Below are 18,899 nucleotides of genomic sequence, written 5' to 3'. Positions count from 1 at the left end.
GCCAGGGGGCATTCGCCCTCTTTTTTGTTTGCGGGAAATCATTTTTCGACGACGTGTCCGGCCGATTCGCGCCGGCCGGCCGCGATCGGGGAAACGGGGGAGCGGGATGGACGGAAACGTTGCCGTACGCGGAGGAACGCGGCCTGCGCCTGCGCTGAAAGGACCGGAGGACGATCCGGCCGCCGTCGCTCCGGAGCGCATCGGCCTTGCGCTTGACGCGCTCGGGTACAGGGATCGGGCGGATGGCGGAGAAACGGGATCGGCTAGCCGGCGTTACCGGTTTGCGCTGTATCATTTGGAGACGATCGCCGCGGAGCGGTACGCGTCCAATACCGTATTCGTATCGCGTGCCCTCGGCGGCCGGCCGCCCGGCCGAAGCGAACGGCTGTGGGAGCCGGTCGAGGCCGGTTCCGCGGACAGGGCGCTGCGCCGCGCGGAACGGGCGGCCGCGCGGCTCCTGTACGCTTGCGGCCTCGACGCCGGGGCGGTCGAGCTCGGCACGGATGCGGCCGGCCGTCCCGTCTTCGCGGCGATCGAGCCGCTGCCGGCCGGCAACGGCAAGCTGGACGCCGCGCTGGCGGCGGCGCGGGAACGGTTCCTCGCGGGCTGGGAGGCGGAGCGGACGCGGACGTCGCCTGCGACGCTCGGAGCCGACCCGGAGTTTTTGCTCGCAAACGCCGACGGCCGGGTCGTGCCGGCGTCCGCTTATTTGCCCAAGCGCGGGCGCGCCGGCTGCGACGTCGTCCGGATCGGCGACCGCGTCCTTTACCCGCTGGCGGAGCTGCGCCCGGAGCCGAGCGCCGACCCGGCCCGGCTCATCATGCACATCCGCAGGGGGCTGCTGGCGGCGGCCCGGCACATTCCCGATACGCCCGGCGTGAAATGGCTGGCCGGCGGGATGCCGGCCCGCGGCTTCGCGCTCGGCGGACATATCCATATGAGCGGCTTGTGGCTGAACGTCCGTCTGCTGCGGGCGCTGGACAACTACGTGGCGCTTCCGCTCGCGCTGCTCGAGGACGACCGGGCCGCGGCGCGCCGTCCCCGATACGGGACGCCCGGCGATTTCCGGAGACAGCCGCACGGCGGGTTCGAATACCGGACGCTGCCGAGCTGGCTCGTCTCGCCTCGCGTGGCGAAGGGCGTACTGGCGCTGGCCGCGCTCGTCTCCTCGCACTACGCATCGTTGCCCCGCACGCCGCTGCACGATCCGGAAATGCTGCGGGCGTATATGCGAGGCGACAAGCCGCCGCTTCGGGTCGCCGCGGCGCCGCTGCCCGGCGACGTTCGCCGGCTGCCGGAGTACGAACGATACGCGGCGTGGATCGAGCCGCTCTATGCGATGATGGAAGCCGGCGAAAGCTGGGACGAAAGCCGGGACATCCGCGCCGGCTGGAAAATCGAGGCCTCCCCCTCTCGAACAAGGTGAATCGGAAGATTTATGCTATAATAGATTGATAGAATCGATGCAGCCATGCAACGGAGCATCAATCGCGGTTGGGGGATGGACATGAGCAAATATACGCCCATGATCGAGCAGTATTTATCGGTCAAAGCGCAGGCGCAGGACGCGTTTTTGTTTTTCCGCCTGGGCGACTTCTACGAAATGTTTTTCGAGGACGCCGTCAAAGCGGCGCAGGAGCTGGAAATTACGCTGACCGGGCGAGACGGCGGCGCGGAGGAGCGCATTCCGATGTGCGGCGTTCCGTATCATTCCGCCGAATCGTATATCACCCGGCTGATCGAAAAAGGATACAAGGTCGCCATCTGCGAGCAGGTCGAGGACCCCGCGGAGGCGAAGGGTGTCGTTCGGCGGGAAATCGTGCGAATCGTGACGCCGGGGACGGTTATGGACGGGAAGACGCTCGGCGAGACGAAAAACAACTTCCTCGTCTGCATCGCCTCCGACGACGACCGGTACGGTCTTGCGGCATGCGACTTGTCGACCGGAGAGCTGTTCGTCACCGCGATCGAGCGGTCGATCGAGCAGCTCGTCGACGAAATTAACGTCTATTCGCCGGCGGAGCTGATCGGCGATCCCGGCGTCTTGAGCGAATTGCGCGGGTCGGCGGCGGGCTGGCTGTCGACGAAGCTGTTTACGGACTGGGAGCGCAAGGACGAGCGGCTGCTCGCGGAGCATTTCCCGGAGGAGGAACGGATGGCGGTCGACCCCGTCGCCCGCGACGGCGTCGCGCTGCTGCTCGCATACTTGAGCGAGACGCAGAAGCGGTCGCTGACGCACATTACGCATATCGAATCGTACGAACGGCGGCAGCATATGACGATGGACCCGTTCACGCGGCGCAATCTCGAGCTGACGGAGACGGTTCGCGAGCGATCGAAGAAAGGGTCGCTGCTTTGGCTGCTCGACCGCACCGTCACCTCGATGGGCGGCCGGCTGCTGCGGCGCTGGATCGACAAGCCGCTGACGAACCGGGCCGACATCGAGAAGCGTCTCGAGGCGGTCGACTGCTTGTACAACGGCTTGATCGTCCGGGAGGAGCTTCGCCAGCAGCTGAAGGAAGTATACGATTTGCAGCGGCTCGTCGGGCGGATCTCGTACGGCAACGCCAACGGACGGGACCTTGTCGCGCTCAAGCTGTCGCTGCAGCAAATTCCGCACGTCCGCCGCATATGCGAAACTTCAGGATCGGCCACGCTGCGCGAGCTCGGCGAATCGATGGACGAGTGCGCCGATATCCGGCAATGGATCGAGGACGCCGTCGTGGACGAGCCTCCGGTATCGGTGCGCGAGGGCGGGCTGATCAAGCCGGGCTTCCACGCGCGTCTCGACCAGCTACGCGAGGCGAGCACGAACGGCAAGAAATGGATCGCCGAGCTGGAGCGGCAGGAGCGGGAAGCGACCGGCATCAAGTCGCTCAAAATCGGCTACAACAAAGTGTTCGGCTATTATATCGAAGTGACGCGCAGCAACCTCGGCTCGCTGCCCGAGCACCGGTACGAGCGGAAGCAGACGCTCGCCAACGCGGAGCGGTTCGTGACGCCGGAGCTGAAGGAAAAAGAAGCGCTCATTCTCGAAGCCGAGGAGAAGATGGTCGACATCGAATACGGCCTGTTCATGGAGCTGAGGGAGAAGCTGGCCGGCCAGGTGAAGCGGCTTCAGCAGCTGGCCGAGACGATCGCCGCGGCCGACGTGCTGCAATCGTTCGCGACGGTGGGCGCCGTCTACCGGTACCGCCGGCCGGCGATTACGGACGGGTACGAGCTAGACGTCGAGGACGGGCGCCACCCGGTCGTCGAAGCGATCTTGAAGGACGGCTCGTTCATCGCGAACGATACGAAGATGGCGTCCGACGACGGCCGTGTTCTGCTCATAACCGGGCCGAACATGGCCGGGAAGAGCACGTACATGCGACAGGTCGCGATGATCTGCATCATGGCGCAGATCGGGTCGTTCGTACCGGCGGAGCGTGCCGTCGTGCCGATCGTCGACCGCATCTTCACGCGGATCGGGGCGGCGGACGACCTCGTCGGCGGCCAGAGCACGTTCATGGTCGAGATGATGGACATCCGAACGATGACGGCGAAGGCGACGTCGCGCAGCCTCGTCATCATCGACGAGCTCGGGCGGGGCACGTCGACGGGGGAAGGCATGGCGATCGCGCAGGCGGTCATCGAATATTTGCACGACCGGATCGGCTGCAAGACGCTCGTCTCGACGCATTTTCACGAGCTGGCGCATTTGGAGGAGGCGCTTGCGGGCTTGCGCAACCATTGCATGGCGGTGAAGGAAAGCGGGCAGGACGTGACGTTTTTGCGCAAGCTGATCCGCGGCGCCGCCGATACGAGCTACGGCATCTATTGCGCGCGCATCGCCGGGCTTCCGGATTCGATCATCGAACGGTCGTACGAGCTGCTGAGCCGCTTCGAAGCGATCTCGTCGGTCATGCAGCATGCGGACGAGGCGGCGGCGGGCGTCGAGAAGCCGGCCGTGGAGCGGCCCAAGCCGGAAGAGACGGCCGAACGCAACCTTTTGCAGGCGGACGCCGTCAAGGAAAGCGGCCCGATCGTGCAGCTCAGCCTGTTCGGCGACGGCGACCGGGCGGACAAGCCGGCGGCCAAGACGAAGTCGAAGGCGGAGCTTGCGGCCGAGAAGCTGATCGAGCAGGTGAAGGCCGTCGATCTGATCAACATGACGCCGCTTGCGGCCATCAACTTCCTGTACGAATTGAAGCAAAAAATCGCCGCGGACACGAAATGAGGAGGGCTCGACATCATGAATCGTAAACGTTACGCCGGCCAGTTCAACCGTCTCCGGGCGGCGGGAGCGACGGCCGCCTTGCTCGGCATGCTGGCCGTACCCGCTTCGGCGTTCGCCGAGCAGACGAATACGCCGGAGCAATATAAGGAAGCGCGGGCTTTGATCGCGGAGCACCATATCGGCGGGCGGAACGTGCCGGAATCGGCGACCGGCTCGATCGACGACATGCTGGAGGCGTTGAAGGATCCGTATACCGATTACTTCACCGAGGAAGAATGGAACGGGTTCATGAACTCGCTCGACCTGAACTACGCCGGCATCGGCATGAGGCTCGGGCAGGACGAGGGCGGCTTCGTCGCCGTCGAAATTTTCGAGGGCTCTCCCGCCGCCGCGGCCGGCATGAAGCGAAACGACTACATCGTCTCGGTGGCGGGCAAGACGACCGACGGGCTGACGCTCGATCAGGTGACCGAGCTCGTGCGCGGACCGGAAGGCTCCGACGTCGCGATCCAGGTTAGACGGGCGGGACAGGACATCGACTTGACGGTCAAGCGCGGACAAATTCATATGCCGGTCGTCAGCGGCGGCATGATGGAGGGCGGCGTCGGTTACTTGGACATCAACAGCTTCTCCGAGGACGCCGACGAGCTGTTCGCCTCGATGCTGTCCGAATTGAAAAGCCGCAGCATTCGCGGCCTCGTCGTCGATCTGCGCGACAATCCGGGCGGCATTCTCGACACGGCGAAACATATCGCCGAGCAGTTCATACCGCAAGGCGTTCTGATTCATACCCGGGATCGCGACGACGTCGACGAGCCGCTCGTCATCGAGAAAGGGCATTCGGTGGAATTCCCGGTCGTCGTCCTCGTCAACGAAAACAGCGCCAGCGCCTCCGAGGTGCTGACGGCCGCGCTGCAGGATTACCACAAGGCGATCGCCGTCGGCGTCAAGACGTACGGCAAAGGAAGCGTCCAAGGGCTTTATCCGCTCGAATCCGGCGGCGTGCTGAAGGTGACGATCCAGGAATATTTGTCCCCGGACAAGCGAAAGGTGAACCACGTCGGCCTTGAGCCCGACGTCGCGACGGAAGGAACGGTGCCGCAGCTGCTCACCGGTCTTCATAAAGCCGGCCTGCGGGAGTTCCGGCTCGAAGCGTTCAAGCATTCGTATACGGTGAACGGCTTCGAATTTTTCGATGCTCGGGTTCCCGTCCTCCAGGCGGACGGTGCGACGTACGTGCCGGCCCGCGTGCTGGCCGCACTCGTCGGACAGCCGCTGCAGTGGAACGAAGCCGCGTACGGCGTCGATATCGGCGCGGGAGCGGGCAAGCTGACGTTCGACGCAAGCTCCGGCTTCCGCATCGAGGGCGGTACCGGCGTGATTGACCTGAACCGGTTCAAAGCGCGCTTCCCGCAAATCGATTGGACGTCCGATTCGGAAAAAACGGTGCTTACCGCGAAAGGAAACGGCGTTTAATGGGAAAAATCAAAGTATTGGACGAACACGTGGCGAACCAAATCGCCGCGGGCGAAGTGATCGAGCGCCCGTCCTCCGTCGTCAAGGAGCTCGTGGAAAATTCGCTGGACGCCGGAAGCACGAAGGTGGACGTGTCGATCGAGGAAGGCGGACTGCAGCTCATCCGCGTCGCCGACAACGGGTCGGGCATCGAGACGGACGATTGCGAAGTCGCCTTCTTCCGCCACGCGACGAGCAAAATCGCCAGCGGCAAAGATTTGTTCCACATCCGCACGCTCGGCTTTCGCGGCGAAGCGCTGCCGAGCATCGCGGCCGTCGCCAAAGTCGAATGCGTCACGTCGCCGTCCGCGGACGGTTTGGGCCGCAAGCTCGTCATCGAGGGCGGGTCGGTCAAGTCGTTCCAGGAAACGGCGGCGTCGCGCGGCACGGACATGACGGTGCGGGAGCTGTTCTACAATACGCCGGCCCGGTTGAAATATATGAAGACGATCCAAACCGAGCTCGGCCACATTTCCGATTATATATATCGGCTTGCCATGGCCCATCCGCAGGTGGCGTTCACGCTGAAGCATAACGGGAGCGTGCTGCTGCAGACGCTCGGCAACGGCGATTTGCTGCAGGTCGTCGCGGCCGTCTACGGGACGGCGGTCGCGAAGGCGATGCTGCCGGTGCAAGCGGAGAGCGCGGACTATTCGATCGCGGGATTCGTATCCCGCCCGGACATGACCCGGTCGAACCGCCAGGCGATCACGATCGTCATGAACGGCCGGACGATCCGCAACTATGCGGTATCGAACGCGATATTGAACGCGTATCATACGCTGCTGCCGATCAACCGGTATCCGGTCGTCGCGCTGCATATCGGGATGGATCCGGCGCTTGTCGACGTGAACGTGCATCCGGCCAAGCTCGAGGTGCGCTTCAGCAAGGAGCAGGAGCTCGTCCGGTTCGTCGAGGACGCGATTGGGTCGGTGCTGCGCGGACAAGTTCTTATTCCGCAAGCGGGTCGGCCGACGCCGAAGGCGGCCGTCGTACAGGAGCGGATGGAGCTGTACCGGGCTCCGGCCGTACCGGTCGACGACGAGGCGGGGCCGCGCGAAGACGCCGGCTTCCGCGACGACGTCCGGCAAGCGCCGCTGCCCGAGCCGCCGCCGGCGGGGACGGCCGAATCGAAGCCGGCCGTTCGGCAAGAGAGCGGTTCCTACATAAGCGATCATGATTTCGCATCGGCGAAGACGCCGGCTCCGGCGACGGACGGGCCTCGCGTCGAGACGTCCCCGCAGCGGGGCGACCGGGAGCGTCCCGGTCCGGCATTCGAGCGGACGGCGGGAGCGCCGACGGCCGGCGGACGACCGTTCCCGGAGCGCGGAGGCCGCGCGGCCGCGGAGCCGTTCGCGTCCCGGCCGGCTTCGTCCCGAACGACGACGGGCGGCCGGGCCGATACCGGCTACGGTGCGGGCGCAGGCGGCGTTCCGTTCGAGCGGATCGCGGACATGCTGCCGTCAAACGAACCGTCGAGCGCGCCGCCGGCGCCTTCGTTTCCCCGGCTCGACCCGATCGGGCAAATGCACGGCACGTACGTCGTCGCGCAAAACGAAAACGGCTTGTTTCTGATCGACCAGCACGCCGCCCATGAACGGATCAACTACGAGTACTATTACGAGAAGTTCGGCAAGCCGGCCGAGGCGAGCCAGCAGCTGCTCGTGCCGCTGACGCTCGAATTTACGGCGGCGGAGGCGGAAGCGCTGCGCGACAAGCTGCCGCTGCTGGCGCACGTCGGCGTCGACCTCGAATCGTTCGGCGGCTCGACGTTTCTCGTCCGGGGGTTGCCGCATTGGTTTCCGGCCGGCGAGGAGAAAGCGCTCGTCGAGGAAATGGCCGATTGGCTGCTGGCGGAGAAAAAGTCGGTCGACTTGACGAAGCTGCGCGAGAAGGCGGCCATCATGTGCTCGTGCAAGGCGTCGATCAAGGCGAACCAGCATTTGAGCACGGCGGAGATCGAGGCGCTGCTCGACCGGCTCGCGGCATGCCGCAATCCGTACACGTGTCCGCACGGCCGGCCGATCGTCGTCAGCTTCTCGACGTACGAGTTGGAAAAAATGTTTAAGCGGGTGATGTGATGCTCGTCACGACTTCGTACTCGCCGTCGCCGGAAGCGGCGGCGCGGGCCAAGGCGATCGCCGGGGAGCTGCGGTGCCGGTACGTGGAGCGCGGAACGTCGTCGGTGCGACGGCTCGGCGAACGATACGGCGACAGCCGCTTTCTGGTCGTCACCGAACGGGAGCTGCAATTTCATAGCGGCGGCGAAACGCCGCTCTTTTTCCACCCGTCCTTGTCGCTCGTCCGGGTCAAGCGTCTGATGAACGGGGAACATGACGGGCTGATCGAGGCGTCCGGCGCCGCCGTTGGCGACGCCGTTCTCGATTGCACGGCGGGTCTCGGCTCGGACGCGATCGTCTTCTCCTACGCCGTCGGCGAGGAAGGGGCCGTTACCGCCGTCGAGAGCGAACCGGCGCTGTATACCGTCGTGCGCGAAGGTCTCGCTTCCTACCAAACGTTCTCGGAGCCGTTCGACGCCGCGATGAGGCGGGTGAGGCTCGTCCTCGGCCATCATCTGGAGACGCTGCGGGGGATGCCGGACGACAGCGTCGACATCGTCTACTTCGATCCGATGTTCCGCCAGCCGGTGGAGGAGTCGAGCGCGATCGGACCGCTGCGGCAGGTGGCGAACCATTCGCCCTTGTCCGAGGAGGCGATCCGGGAAGCAGTGCGCGTCGCCCGCAAATCGGTCGTCATGAAGGAACACCGCGACAGCGGCGAATTCGAACGGCTCGGCTTCGGCCAACCGGCACGGACGCGGACGAAAATCGCATATGGAGTGATTCATCCTTGACGGAAACGGATAACAAGCCGCGGCTGCTCGTCCTGGTCGGACCGACGGCCGTCGGCAAAACGGAGCTGAGCCTGAAGCTCGCCGTCGATTTCGACTGCGAAATCATATCGGGCGATTCGATGCAAGTGTACCGGGGGATGGATATCGGTACGGCGAAGGCGACTCTCGAGGAACGGGCGATCGTGCCCCATCACATGATCGACATCCACGATCCCGACCATCCGTTCTCGGTCGCCGAGTTTCAGGAGCGGACCCGGGCGCTGGTCGAGGAGATCGGCGGAAGAGGCAAGCTGCCGTTTATCGTCGGGGGGACCGGGCTGTACATCGAGTCGGTCTGCTACGGCTACGAATTCAGCGAAGGCGGCTCGGACGAGCCGTACCGCCGCGAGCTGAACGACTATGCCGACAAGCGCGGCGAAGAGGCGCTCCACGATCTGCTGAAGGAGGCCGATCCCGAATCGGCCGGGCGCATTCACCCGAACGACCGGAGACGCACGATCCGTGCGCTGGAGGTGCTGCGGCTAACGGGGATTCCGCTGTCCGAGCATTTGGCCCGACAAAAAAAAGAGTCGCCTTACGAACTATGTATCGTCGGGTTGACAATGGACCGCGAAATCTTATATAAACGTATTGAACAACGGATCGATCTTATGATCGAGCAAGGGCTCGTCCGGGAAGTGGAGTCGCTGCTCGCGCGCGGCTATACGACGGACCTCGTTTCGATGCAAGGGCTCGGATATAAGGAAATAGCGGGTTATGTGACGGGCGAGACCGACCTGGCGTTCGCCGTCGACCTGCTCAAGCGCAATACGCGGCGTTTTGCGAAACGCCAGCTTTCCTGGTTCCGTCATATGAAGGACATCCGCTGGGTCGACGTGACGGAGGCAAATTTTTACGAAAATTTGCAGACGATTCGTGATATAATAGCAGGAAAGTTTCCATCCGATCCAGAATATACTTGGTGAGCAGTCCGAACCATTCCGCCAACATTCCGTGGAATCCACGATTCGAACCGATTAGGGGGTACTATTGATGAACAAATCGATCAATATTCAGGACACGTTTTTGAACCAGCTGCGCAAGGAAAGCATTGCGGTTACCGTCTATTTGACGAATGGATTCCAGATCCGCGGATATATCAAGGCGTTCGACAATTTCACGATCATCATCGACAGCGAAGGACGGCAGCAGATGGTTTACAAGCACGCCATCTCGACGTTCACGCCGCAGCGCCCGGTATCGCTCATGCCGCAGGAGCCTTCGTCCGATTCCTGATCCGAAACGCCCGTCCGTTCGTACCGAGCCGGAAAGCCGGATGCAACTTTTTCCGCCGGTCATACGTTTAATAAGTGTAGAGAAAGAAGCGGAGCAACCCCATGGGGTTGTTCTTTTGCTTCAATCGGGTAAGGAGGGAGTCGAACGATGAGCGCACCACGCAACTCCAATGCCAATCCGTCCAAACCGGCGAAGCCCGCCAAGAAAAAGGGGAAGAAGCGGTTCCGGCCGCGCACGCTGCTCGTCTGGCTGCTCATTACATGCGCACTCGGGATGTTTTGCGCGATGGGCGGGTATATCGTAATCATGCTGAACGGGGAGAAGCTGTACGAGCAAAACAAAGACAAGATGGACATGGCCGAAGCGGCCGTCGTCTACGATGTGAACGAGAAAGAAGTGACGACGCTCGCCCGCGAAAACCGCGAAATCGTCACGATGAAGGAAATTCCGGACCGGCTCGCCCAAGCGTTCATCGCGACCGAGGACAAACGGTTCAACGAGCATTCCGGCATCGATTTCTTCTCGATCGGCCGCGCGATCGTCAAGGACATTATTCATCGGAGCGCCGTCGAGGGCGGCAGCACCATTACGCAGCAGCTGGCCAAAAACATGTTTCTGAACGCCGACAAGACGATATTCCGGAAGGCGACCGAGGCGTCGATCGCGCTGGCGCTCGAGAACCATAATTCCAAGGAAAAAATATTGGAAATGTACTTGAACCGGATCTACTTCGGCAACCGCGCCTACGGCGTCAAAGCGGCGGCCAAAAAATATTTCGGCAAGTCCGACCTGGGTTCGTTGGAGATATGGGAAATGGCGACGCTCGCGGCGATCCCGAAAGCGCCGGCGTATTACAACCCGATCGACCATCCGGACCGCTCCAAGGAACGGCGCGGCGTCGTCCTTCAGCTCATGAAGGACCAAGGCTACATCACCGAGGAGGAGCGTGCGAAGGCGGCCGAGGCCGAATATACGTACAAGCCGCCCGCGACGAACAACGACTACGCCGCCTTCATCGATTATGCGTTGAACGAAGCGGTCGACGTGACGGGCAAAACCGAAGACGAGCTGCTTCGCGGCGGCTATAAAATCTATACGACGATGGATCCCGTCGCGCAGAAGGCGATCGAGCAGGCGTACGCCAACGACAAGCTGTTCCAGGCGGACGGCCCGAAGCAAAAAATGCAAAGCGCGATGGTCATCGTCAACCATAAGGACGGCGGCCTCGTCGGCATGGTCGGCGGCCGGGACTACAAGACGAAAGACATGAACCGCGCCGTCCGCCCGCGGGCGCCGGGCTCGGCGTTCAAGCCGATCGCGGTGTACGCGCCGGCGATGGAGCTCAACTTCAACAAGTATAATCCGTACACGATGCTGAAGGACGAGAAAATGTCGTTCGGCAACTATTCCCCGAGCAACTGGGACAACGTCTACCTGGGTCAGATCAGCATGACGCAGGCGCTGCAAAAGTCGGCGAACGTGGCGAGCGTCTGGCTGCTGAACGAGATCGGGGTTAAGAATGGGTTCAATTTTGCGAAAAAATTGGGAATTCCGTTGGTCGACAAAAAAGACGAAAATTTGGCCATAGCCCTGGGCGGTTTGACGAACGGCGCAACACCGCTGCAGATGGCAACCGCGTACGGGGCGTTCGCCAACAACGGGAAGCTGAACAAAACGCACGCCGTCGTCAAAGTGTTGCGAGACGACGGTTCGGAATTGTACAAATTCAAGCCCGAGAAGCCGGAGCAGGTTATGTCGGAACGGACGGCCTGGTACATCACGTCGATGCTGAAAAACGCCGTCGATAACGGTACGGGCGCCAGCGCCAAAATGAACCGTCCCGTTGCGGGCAAAACCGGCACGACGCAGCTCGACTTGAAAGGGCTGGAGAAGTACAACCGCGACGTCTGGTTCGCCGGCTATACGCCGGAATGGACGGCGGCGATCTGGATGGGCTTCGATACGACCGACGCGCAGCACTACGTGAAAGACGGCAGCGCGCGCCCGGCCGTCATGTTCAAGGAAGTGATGACGAAGGCGCTCGCGAATCGGCCGGTAACGCAGTTCGAGCGGCCGAAGGGCGTCGAGGACGTCGCCCAGCCGCCGAGCGGCGTGACGGATTTGACGGCGGTGTATAATAAGGAGCTTCAATCGGTTATCTTGACGTGGACGCCGATCAAAGGCGATAACATCGTCTACAAGACGTTCCGCAAAGGAACGAAGGACAAAGACCCGGTCGAGCTTCCGCGCACGACGACGCCGGAAATTCGCGACATTGCCATTCCGGGCGACAAGTACGAATACTACGTCGTCCCGTACAATTCGGTTACGAACGCCGAGGGTGCGAAGTCCAACGTCGCCGTCGTCGAAGTGCCGGCCGCAGGCGGGGGGCTCGATCCGCTGAAGCCGGGAGACGGGCAGGGGAACGGTCAAGGACAAGGCAACGGGCAAGGAACCGGGAACGGACAAAACGGCGGAGCCGGCCAAGGCGGCGGTTCCGGCGCCGGAACCGGTACGGGCACCGGAACGGGAACGGGGGCCGGGCAAGGCGGTACCGGGACGGGAACCGGCGGAACGGCGCCGGGGGGAACGTCCGGAGCCGGGAAGCCGGGGGCCGGAACCGGCACCGGAGGAACGGGAACCGGAGCGGGCAGCGGAACCGGCACAGGGGGAACGGGGACCGGCCAAGGTACCGGAGCCGGTACCGGCCAAAGCGGCACGGGCACCGGAACGGGCACGGGCAGTTCCGGCACCGGCGGAACCGGCGGAGGAACGGGAACCGGCGGAAGCACGGCCAACCGAGGCGCCGGTTCGGACACCGGCGGCACCGGGACCGGGGCTGGCGGGCAGACCACAACGCCTCTTCAGACGACGCCCGTCGCTCCCTTGCGATAGTTACAAGATCAAGATCGCCGAATCGCTTCGGCGGTCTTTTTTTGTTTTATCGAAAGTTTCGTGCCGCTCGGGGCTTGTGTCTGACGTTACGGGAGCGTTTATGCTAGAAGGCGGGCGTGGGAATGGACACATCGGAAATTTTTGAGGGGTGATATATTTACATATCTTTTTAGATATGCAATAATGAATCCAATAATAAACTTAAAGAGGTGATGAAAGTGGGCAGACTCAAAAAATTTGCGAAAAAGTCGAAGGAAGAATACCACCAGTATCCTTGGAAGGTGGATTACGAGCTGTTCGCTTTTTTCAGCAAATATTGCGAGAGCCTGAACTTGTCGGTAAACGAAGGCTTGTCCCTGCTCGTGGGCGATGAAATCGAAAGCTACAAGCAGGAGCTTACGCCGGAGGAGCAGGAAGAAATTTTGGCCGAATTTCGGCAGAAGAAAGGAATCTTTTTACGCGAAGGTCCGCCGGCGTGCGTTCATCCGGGGATGCCGCAGGGCGCGTTTCCGCCTCGCGGCTACCCGCCCGAAGCGCCGCCGCACCGTGGAAGACCGCCGCGCGGAGCGCGCGGCGATACCGATCAAGATTAGGAGAGTGAACGGATGTTCAAGCTGTTTCGTTACTTGAAGCCATACCGGGCTTCGGTAACCGTCGTCGTGCTCCTCATGTTCGTCCAATCGATCGCCCAGCTGTACTTGCCGACGCTGATGGCCGACATCGTCGATATCGGCGTCGCCGACGGCGATACGGCGTACATACTCGGAGCCGGCGCGGTCATGCTGCTCGTTGCGGCGGGAGGCACGCTGTGCAACGTCGTCGCCGGTTATTTGTCGGCCAAGTCGGCGTCCGGCTTCGGCAAAATCGTCCGCGGGCGCGTATTCGAGCACGTGGAGACGTTTTCGCTGCAGGAGTTCGATACGTTCGGGACCGCCTCGCTTATTACACGGACGACGAACGACATTACGCAAGTGCAGCAAGTGCTGTTCATGATGATGCGGATGTTCTTGAGCGCGCCGCTCATGATCGTGGGCGGCATCGTGATGGCCGTCTCGAAGGACGCGACGCTGTCGCTCGTCCTCGTGGCCGTCCTTCCGCTGCTCGTCGCCATCATCGTGCTCGTGGCGGCGAAAGGGATCCCGCTCTTTACCACCATGCAGAAGAAGCTGGACCGATTGAACCTCGTGCTGCGCGAAAATTTGACGGGCATCCGCGTCATTCGCGCCTTCAACCGGACCGATCACGAGAGGGAACGGTACGGGCAGGCGAACGACGATTTGACGAGTACGGCGATCCGGGCGACGCGCATCATGTCGACCCTGTTTCCCATCATGCTTCTCATCCTCAACTTGTCGATCGTGGCGATTATGTGGTTCGGCAGCATTCGAATCAACAATATGCATATGCAGGTCGGCGATTTGATCGCGTTTACCCAGTACGCCGGACAAATCATGTTTTCGCTGATGATGGTTTCGATGATGTTCATGATGATTCCGCGGGCGTCGGCATCGGCCGTTCGGATTAACGAGGTGTTGAACACGAAGCCTTCGATTGCGGAAACGCCTCATGCCCAAAAAGTCGACGGCGCGAAGGGCGTCGTCGAATTCGACGACGTGACGTTCAGTTATCCGGGCGCGGAGCAGCCGGCCGTCAGCGGAGTGTCGTTCCGCGCCTCGCCCGGCGAAGTGACGGCGATTATCGGCGGAACGGGTTCGGGCAAATCGACGATCGCGAATTTGCTGCTCCGCTTCTATGACGTCGAGAGCGGCGCCATTCGCCTCGACGGGACCGACATCCGCGATATCGGTCTCGAAAGCTTGAGGAGCATGATCGGCTACGTTCCGCAAAAAGCGGCGCTGTTCTCGGGCACGGTCGCCGGCAATATCCGATTCGGGAACGAAGCGGCGGACGGCGAACGGATCGAACGGGCGGCTCGAACGGCCCAAGCGCACGACTTCGTCGCCGAGATGAAGGACGGCTTCGAAGCCGCCGTGGCGCAAGGCGGCACGAACTTGTCCGGCGGCCAGAAGCAGCGGCTTTCGATCGCCCGGGCGCTCGCCCGGCAACCGCTCATCTACGTATTCGACGACAGCTTCTCGGCGCTCGACTTCAAGACGGACGCCAAGCTTCGCGAGGCTCTTCGCAGCGAGACGGGAGAGGCCACGGTTCTGATCGTCGCCCAGCGGGTGAGCACGATCATGAATGCGGACCGGATCGTCGTATTGGATGAAGGCCGCATCGCCGGCATCGGCACGCACCGGGAGCTTCTGGCTTCGTGCGACGTATACCGCGAAATCGTCACGTCCCAGCTGTCGGAGGAGGAGATCGCATGAGTGAACATCGGAAACAGGAAGCGCCGAAAGGGGCGGCGCCGGCCGGCGGACCCGGCCCGGGCTTCGGACGCGGTCCGATGATGGGGATGCCGGTCCAAAAAGCGAAGGATGCGAAAGGGGCGATGAAGCGGCTGCTCGGCTACGTCAAACGGCACAGAGCGTCGTTGATCGTCGTCCTGATCGCGGCGATCGCAAGCACGGTATTCGGCATCGTCAGTCCGAAAATCATGGGGCAGGTGACGACGCGGCTGTTCGAAGGCGCCATGGCGATGATCAAGGGGGTTCCCGGCGCGTTCATCGACTTCGACTACATTTGGGACGTGCTGCTTCTGCTTGCCGGGTTGTACGTGCTAAGCGCGCTGTTCACGTTCGTCCAGCAATACATCGTCGCCGGGGTCGCGCAAAAAATCGTGTTCGTCCTCCGCAAGGACGTTCAGGACAAATTGGCCAGGCTGCCGCTGAACTATTTCGACTCGCGCACGCACGGGGAAATATTGAGCCGCGCGACGAACGACGTCGACAACATCGGCAATACGCTGCAGCAGGTGCTGTCGCAATTCATTTCGTCGATCGTCCTGCTCGCGGGCATGGTCGTCATGATGCTGACGATCAGTCCGCTGCTGACGCTGATTACGATCGTGACGCTGCCGCTCAGCATTCTCGTGACGAAATCGATCGCGAAGCGGTCGCAAACGTATTTCGGCTCGCAGCAGCGAACGCTCGGGGAGCTGAACGGGCACGTCGAAGAAATGTACGGCGGACATACGATCGTCAAGGCGTTCGGCTACGAGCGCAAGTCCGTGGAGAAATTCCGAGAAGTCAACGACAAGCTGTACGAGTCCGGCTGGAAAGCCCAATTCGTCTCCGGCATCATCATGCCGCTCATGATGTTTATCGGCAACATCGGCTACGTGCTCGTCAGCGTCGTCGGCGGGATCATGGTCACGCGGCAAGCGATCGCGATCGGGGACGTCCAGGCGTTCATTCAATATTCGCAGCAGTTTTCGATGCCGATTACGCAGGTGGCGAACATCGCCAATATGATCCAGTCCGCGCTGGCGTCGGCGGAGCGCGTCTTCGAGCTGCTGGACGAGACGGAGGAGGTACCGGAGTCGGCCGCACCGGCGACGATCGCCGCGCCGCAAGGGCATGTCGTTTTCCGGGACGTATCGTTCGGCTACAAGGCGGACGCCCCTTTGATCGAGAGCATGTCCATCGACATCAAGCCGGGGCAGACGGTCGCGATCGTCGGTCCGACCGGTGCGGGCAAGACGACGCTCGTCAACCTGCTGATGCGTTTTTACGAAATCGGCGGAGGCCGCATCTCGATCGACGGCGTCGATATTCGCGAGCTGAAGCGGAGCCGGCTGCGCAGCCTGTTCGGCATGGTGCTGCAGGACACATGGCTGTTCAACGGCACGATTCGCGACAATATCGCGTACGGGCGGACGGGCGCGACGGAGGCGGAAGTCGTCCGGGCGGCGCAGGCCGCTTATGCGGACCATTTCATCCGGACGCTGCCCGACGGATACGATACGGTGCTGAACGAGGATGCCACCAATTTGTCGCAAGGACAAAAGCAGCTGCTGACGATCGCCCGCGCGATATTGGCCGATCCGGCCATCCTTATTCTCGACGAAGCGACGAGCAGCGTCGATACGCGTACCGAGTCGCACATCCAGAAGGCGATGACGCATTTGATGGAAGGCCGTACGAGCTTCGTGATCGCGCACCGGCTGTCCACGATCCGCGACGCCGATCTCATCCTCGTCATGAACCACGGCCGCGTTATCGAGCAGGGATCGCACGAGGAGCTGCTCGCGCAGAACGGCTTTTATACCGACTTGTACAACAGCCAGTTCGCCGGAGGCGTCCCGCGGCAAAACGCGGTGTAACGACATCGTTCCGAACGGCGAAGGGCCCGGGATTCCGGGCTCTTTTTCGTATTATGATGCGGGAAATGCGCCGTCTTCGTCCGAAGGTAGGAATCGCGAAGGCGTTTGTCGAAGTATAGAATCATTCATGATCCCAACTACTCACGCGATGCGGGTGACCTATGGAACGACTGGTGGCATGGTTCGGCTCGCAGCCGTTCAGAAGCTTTCAGCTGCGCTTGTTTGTTTATTTGTTTTTGATCGGTTCCGTCCCGGTGTTCGGGGCGCTTACGTTTTTTTACGTTCAATCGTCCGAACGGACGGAGAGCGAATGGCGGTCGGCCGTCGCGGCGAAGCACGACCGGGTGCAGCGGCGGTTGGACGAGGAGATGCGCGGGCTCGAGTTCGCGTACCGCACGTGGCTGCAGGACGAGGGGGTACGGAAGCTTCTTCGGGCAGGACGGGAGAACGGCATTCCCGACGAGGCGACGGTGCGCGAGGCGAAGGAGACGATTGCGAAGACGGCGTCGTTCCAGCTCGGCTCGAACAAACGCATTGTCGACTTTTGTTTTTCCTTCGACGGGCTGAGCTCGTTTTGCGCGGCGGGCAATCCGTTCGACTACGGGAGCCGGTCGGAGCCGGAGAGGACGCCGATGAATCGCAGCGATACGTTCGTTCGCGGGGAGGGGGCGGGCCGTATCGGTTGGGTCGGGCCGCTTCTCGAGCCGGGAAGCTACGTCGTCGGAGGGTATATGACGGTCGTGGCGGATATGGCCCGGCTTCTCGACGATATGCGAAGCGATTTGTCGATATCGGATTTGGCGCTGTGGGATTCGGCTGCCGGGACCGTTCTGGTCGAGAGCGGAACGGCAAATCCGGATACCGATCTCGGTCCCGCATATTTTTTAGCGGAGAAGGGGCCGTTTTTGCGGAGCGAAGGGGACGTATTCTTGTCGCAACGGGCGGTATCCGTTCCCGGCCAAGCGTGGATGTGCTACATGGAGGTGCCGAATACGCAGCTTCGTTCGCTGAAATCAACGCTGCGCAATACGGTGCTCGTCTTTTTCGCGATATTGCTCGTCGGTTCGGCCGTCAGCTCGTTCGTCTTCTCGAACGTATTCGCCAGGCCGATCCGGCAGCTGCGGCAATTGATGAAGCGGGCGGAATCCGGCGATTTGAAGGCGTATTGGACGTCCGGCGGCATCCGGGAAATCGACGAGCTGGGCGACAGCTACAATCAGATGCTCAACCGCCTCGAAGAGACGATCAAGCAGGCGAAGCAGGAGGAGTCGCTCAAGAAGGAAGCGGAGATCGAGGCGCTGCAGTACCAGCTGAACCCGCATTTTTTGTACAACACGCTGAATACGATCAAATGGGTGGCGAAAATTCACAAGACGCCGCAAATATCCGAGGCGGTCAGCGCCCTCGTCCGCCTGCTTCAGGCGAGCCTCGGCAAAAAAGGCGATTTTCTCCCGCTGAAGGAGGAAATCGGCCTGGTTCAGGACTATATGGCGATCCAATCGTTCCGATACGGGGATCTCGTCAAGCTGCGGCTCGACGTCGACGCACTTGCGGCCGGCTGTCTCGTACCCAAGCTGCTGCTTCAGCCGCTCGTCGAAAACGCGCTGCTGCACGGTTTGGAGAACAGCTCCCGGGGTGGGGAGATCGAGATTTCGGCTTGGCTCGACCGCGATATGCTGTTATGCCAAGTGAAGGATAACGGCAAAGGGATGGCCGAGCCGGAGACGGCGTTCGAGCCGCAAACGTCCCGAAGCGGAGCGAACGAACGGATGAGCGGCATCGGGCTGCGCAATATCCGGGAACGGGTCAAGCTGTATTACGGCCCGGACTACAAAATGCACGTGTTCAGCAAGCCGAACGAGGGGACGACCGTCCGCATATCGCTGCCTATACATCGAAGCGAGGAGATTTGA

12 protein-coding genes are annotated in these 18,899 nt (G+C 61.9%); all 12 read left to right on the top strand.

Annotation, left to right across the window (positions count from 1 at the left end):
• Positions 1 to 106: 106 nt before the first annotated feature.
• The 12 genes from DLM86_RS09520 to DLM86_RS09465 all read left to right on the top strand — a co-directional run bounded on the left by DLM86_RS09520 (position 107) and on the right by DLM86_RS09465 (position 18,899).
• A complete protein-coding gene (locus DLM86_RS09520) occupies positions 107 to 1,426 on the top strand; it encodes a putative amidoligase domain-containing protein (RefSeq protein ID WP_110839738.1) in 1,320 nt (439 codons plus the stop codon).
• An 81-nt stretch (positions 1,427 to 1,507) separates the two neighbouring features.
• The gene (gene mutS, locus DLM86_RS09515; RefSeq protein ID WP_110839787.1) at positions 1,508 to 4,219 is read left to right on the top strand and encodes a DNA mismatch repair protein MutS; all 2,712 of its coding nucleotides are present in this window, start codon (positions 1,508 to 1,510) and stop codon (positions 4,217 to 4,219) included.
• A gap of 15 nt (positions 4,220 to 4,234) precedes the next feature.
• Positions 4,235 to 5,695, top strand: a complete 1,461-nt coding sequence (locus tag DLM86_RS09510) for a S41 family peptidase (RefSeq protein WP_110839737.1) — start codon at positions 4,235 to 4,237, stop codon at positions 5,693 to 5,695.
• Entirely contained in the window at positions 5,695 to 7,815 is a 2,121-nt protein-coding gene (mutL, locus tag DLM86_RS09505; RefSeq protein WP_110839736.1) for a DNA mismatch repair endonuclease MutL, read from the top strand. The genes DLM86_RS09510 and mutL overlap by 1 nt, the downstream gene beginning before the upstream one ends.
• A complete protein-coding gene (locus DLM86_RS09500) occupies positions 7,815 to 8,588 on the top strand; it encodes a class I SAM-dependent methyltransferase (protein ID WP_110839735.1) in 774 nt (257 codons plus the stop codon). Before mutL ends, DLM86_RS09500 begins: the two co-directional genes overlap by 1 nt.
• Positions 8,585 to 9,553 (top strand): tRNA (adenosine(37)-N6)-dimethylallyltransferase MiaA, encoded by a 969-nt coding sequence (miaA, locus tag DLM86_RS09495; RefSeq protein ID WP_110839734.1) that lies wholly within the window; start codon positions 8,585 to 8,587, stop codon positions 9,551 to 9,553. Before DLM86_RS09500 ends, miaA begins: the two co-directional genes overlap by 4 nt.
• 67 nt (positions 9,554 to 9,620) lie before the next feature.
• Positions 9,621 to 9,863: an RNA chaperone Hfq gene (gene hfq / locus DLM86_RS09490; RefSeq protein WP_110839733.1), complete on the top strand. Its 243-nt coding sequence runs from the start codon at positions 9,621 to 9,623 to the stop codon at positions 9,861 to 9,863.
• 147 nt (positions 9,864 to 10,010) lie between these two features.
• On the top strand, positions 10,011 to 12,758 hold the full coding sequence (locus DLM86_RS09485; protein WP_110839732.1) for a transglycosylase domain-containing protein: 2,748 nt from the start codon (positions 10,011 to 10,013) through the stop codon (positions 12,756 to 12,758).
• Positions 12,759 to 12,976: 218 nt separating this feature from the next.
• Entirely contained in the window at positions 12,977 to 13,351 is a 375-nt protein-coding gene (locus tag DLM86_RS09480; RefSeq protein WP_146250187.1) for a hypothetical protein, read from the top strand.
• 12 nt (positions 13,352 to 13,363) lie between these two features.
• Positions 13,364 to 15,091: an ABC transporter ATP-binding protein gene (locus tag DLM86_RS09475; protein ID WP_110839730.1), complete on the top strand. Its 1,728-nt coding sequence runs from the start codon at positions 13,364 to 13,366 to the stop codon at positions 15,089 to 15,091.
• Positions 15,088 to 16,986 (top strand): ABC transporter ATP-binding protein, encoded by a 1,899-nt coding sequence (locus DLM86_RS09470; protein WP_110839729.1) that lies wholly within the window; start codon positions 15,088 to 15,090, stop codon positions 16,984 to 16,986. Before DLM86_RS09475 ends, DLM86_RS09470 begins: the two co-directional genes overlap by 4 nt.
• Positions 16,987 to 17,147: 161 nt before the next feature.
• Positions 17,148 to 18,899 carry a sensor histidine kinase gene (locus DLM86_RS09465; RefSeq protein WP_110839728.1) on the top strand — a complete coding sequence of 584 codons (1,752 nt, stop codon included), beginning with the start codon at positions 17,148 to 17,150 and terminating at the stop codon, positions 18,897 to 18,899.

The organism is Paenibacillus flagellatus, assembly GCF_003217775.1.
GTDB classification, from domain to species: Bacteria; Bacillota; Bacilli; order Paenibacillales; family NBRC-103111; genus Paenibacillus_AB; species Paenibacillus_AB flagellatus.
This window is presented reverse-complemented; position numbering and strand designations above follow the sequence as displayed.

Bases quoted from the DNA above. Each gene is read 5' to 3' on its own strand.
- DLM86_RS09520 (WP_110839738.1), top strand. From the start codon at position 107: ATGGACGGAAACGTTGCCGTACGCGGAGGAACGCGGCCTGCGCCTGCG.
- mutS (WP_110839787.1), top strand. From the start codon at position 1,508: ATGAGCAAATATACGCCCATGATCGAGCAGTATTTATCGGTCAAAGCG.
- DLM86_RS09510 (WP_110839737.1), top strand. From the start codon at position 4,235: ATGAATCGTAAACGTTACGCCGGCCAGTTCAACCGTCTCCGGGCGGCG.
- mutL (WP_110839736.1), top strand. From the start codon at position 5,695: ATGGGAAAAATCAAAGTATTGGACGAACACGTGGCGAACCAAATCGCC.
- DLM86_RS09500 (WP_110839735.1), top strand. From the start codon at position 7,815: ATGCTCGTCACGACTTCGTACTCGCCGTCGCCGGAAGCGGCGGCGCGG.
- hfq (WP_110839733.1), top strand. From the start codon at position 9,621: ATGAACAAATCGATCAATATTCAGGACACGTTTTTGAACCAGCTGCGC.
- DLM86_RS09485 (WP_110839732.1), top strand. From the start codon at position 10,011: ATGAGCGCACCACGCAACTCCAATGCCAATCCGTCCAAACCGGCGAAG.
- DLM86_RS09475 (WP_110839730.1), top strand. From the start codon at position 13,364: ATGTTCAAGCTGTTTCGTTACTTGAAGCCATACCGGGCTTCGGTAACC.
- DLM86_RS09470 (WP_110839729.1), top strand. From the start codon at position 15,088: ATGAGTGAACATCGGAAACAGGAAGCGCCGAAAGGGGCGGCGCCGGCC.
- DLM86_RS09465 (WP_110839728.1), top strand. From the start codon at position 17,148: ATGGAACGACTGGTGGCATGGTTCGGCTCGCAGCCGTTCAGAAGCTTT.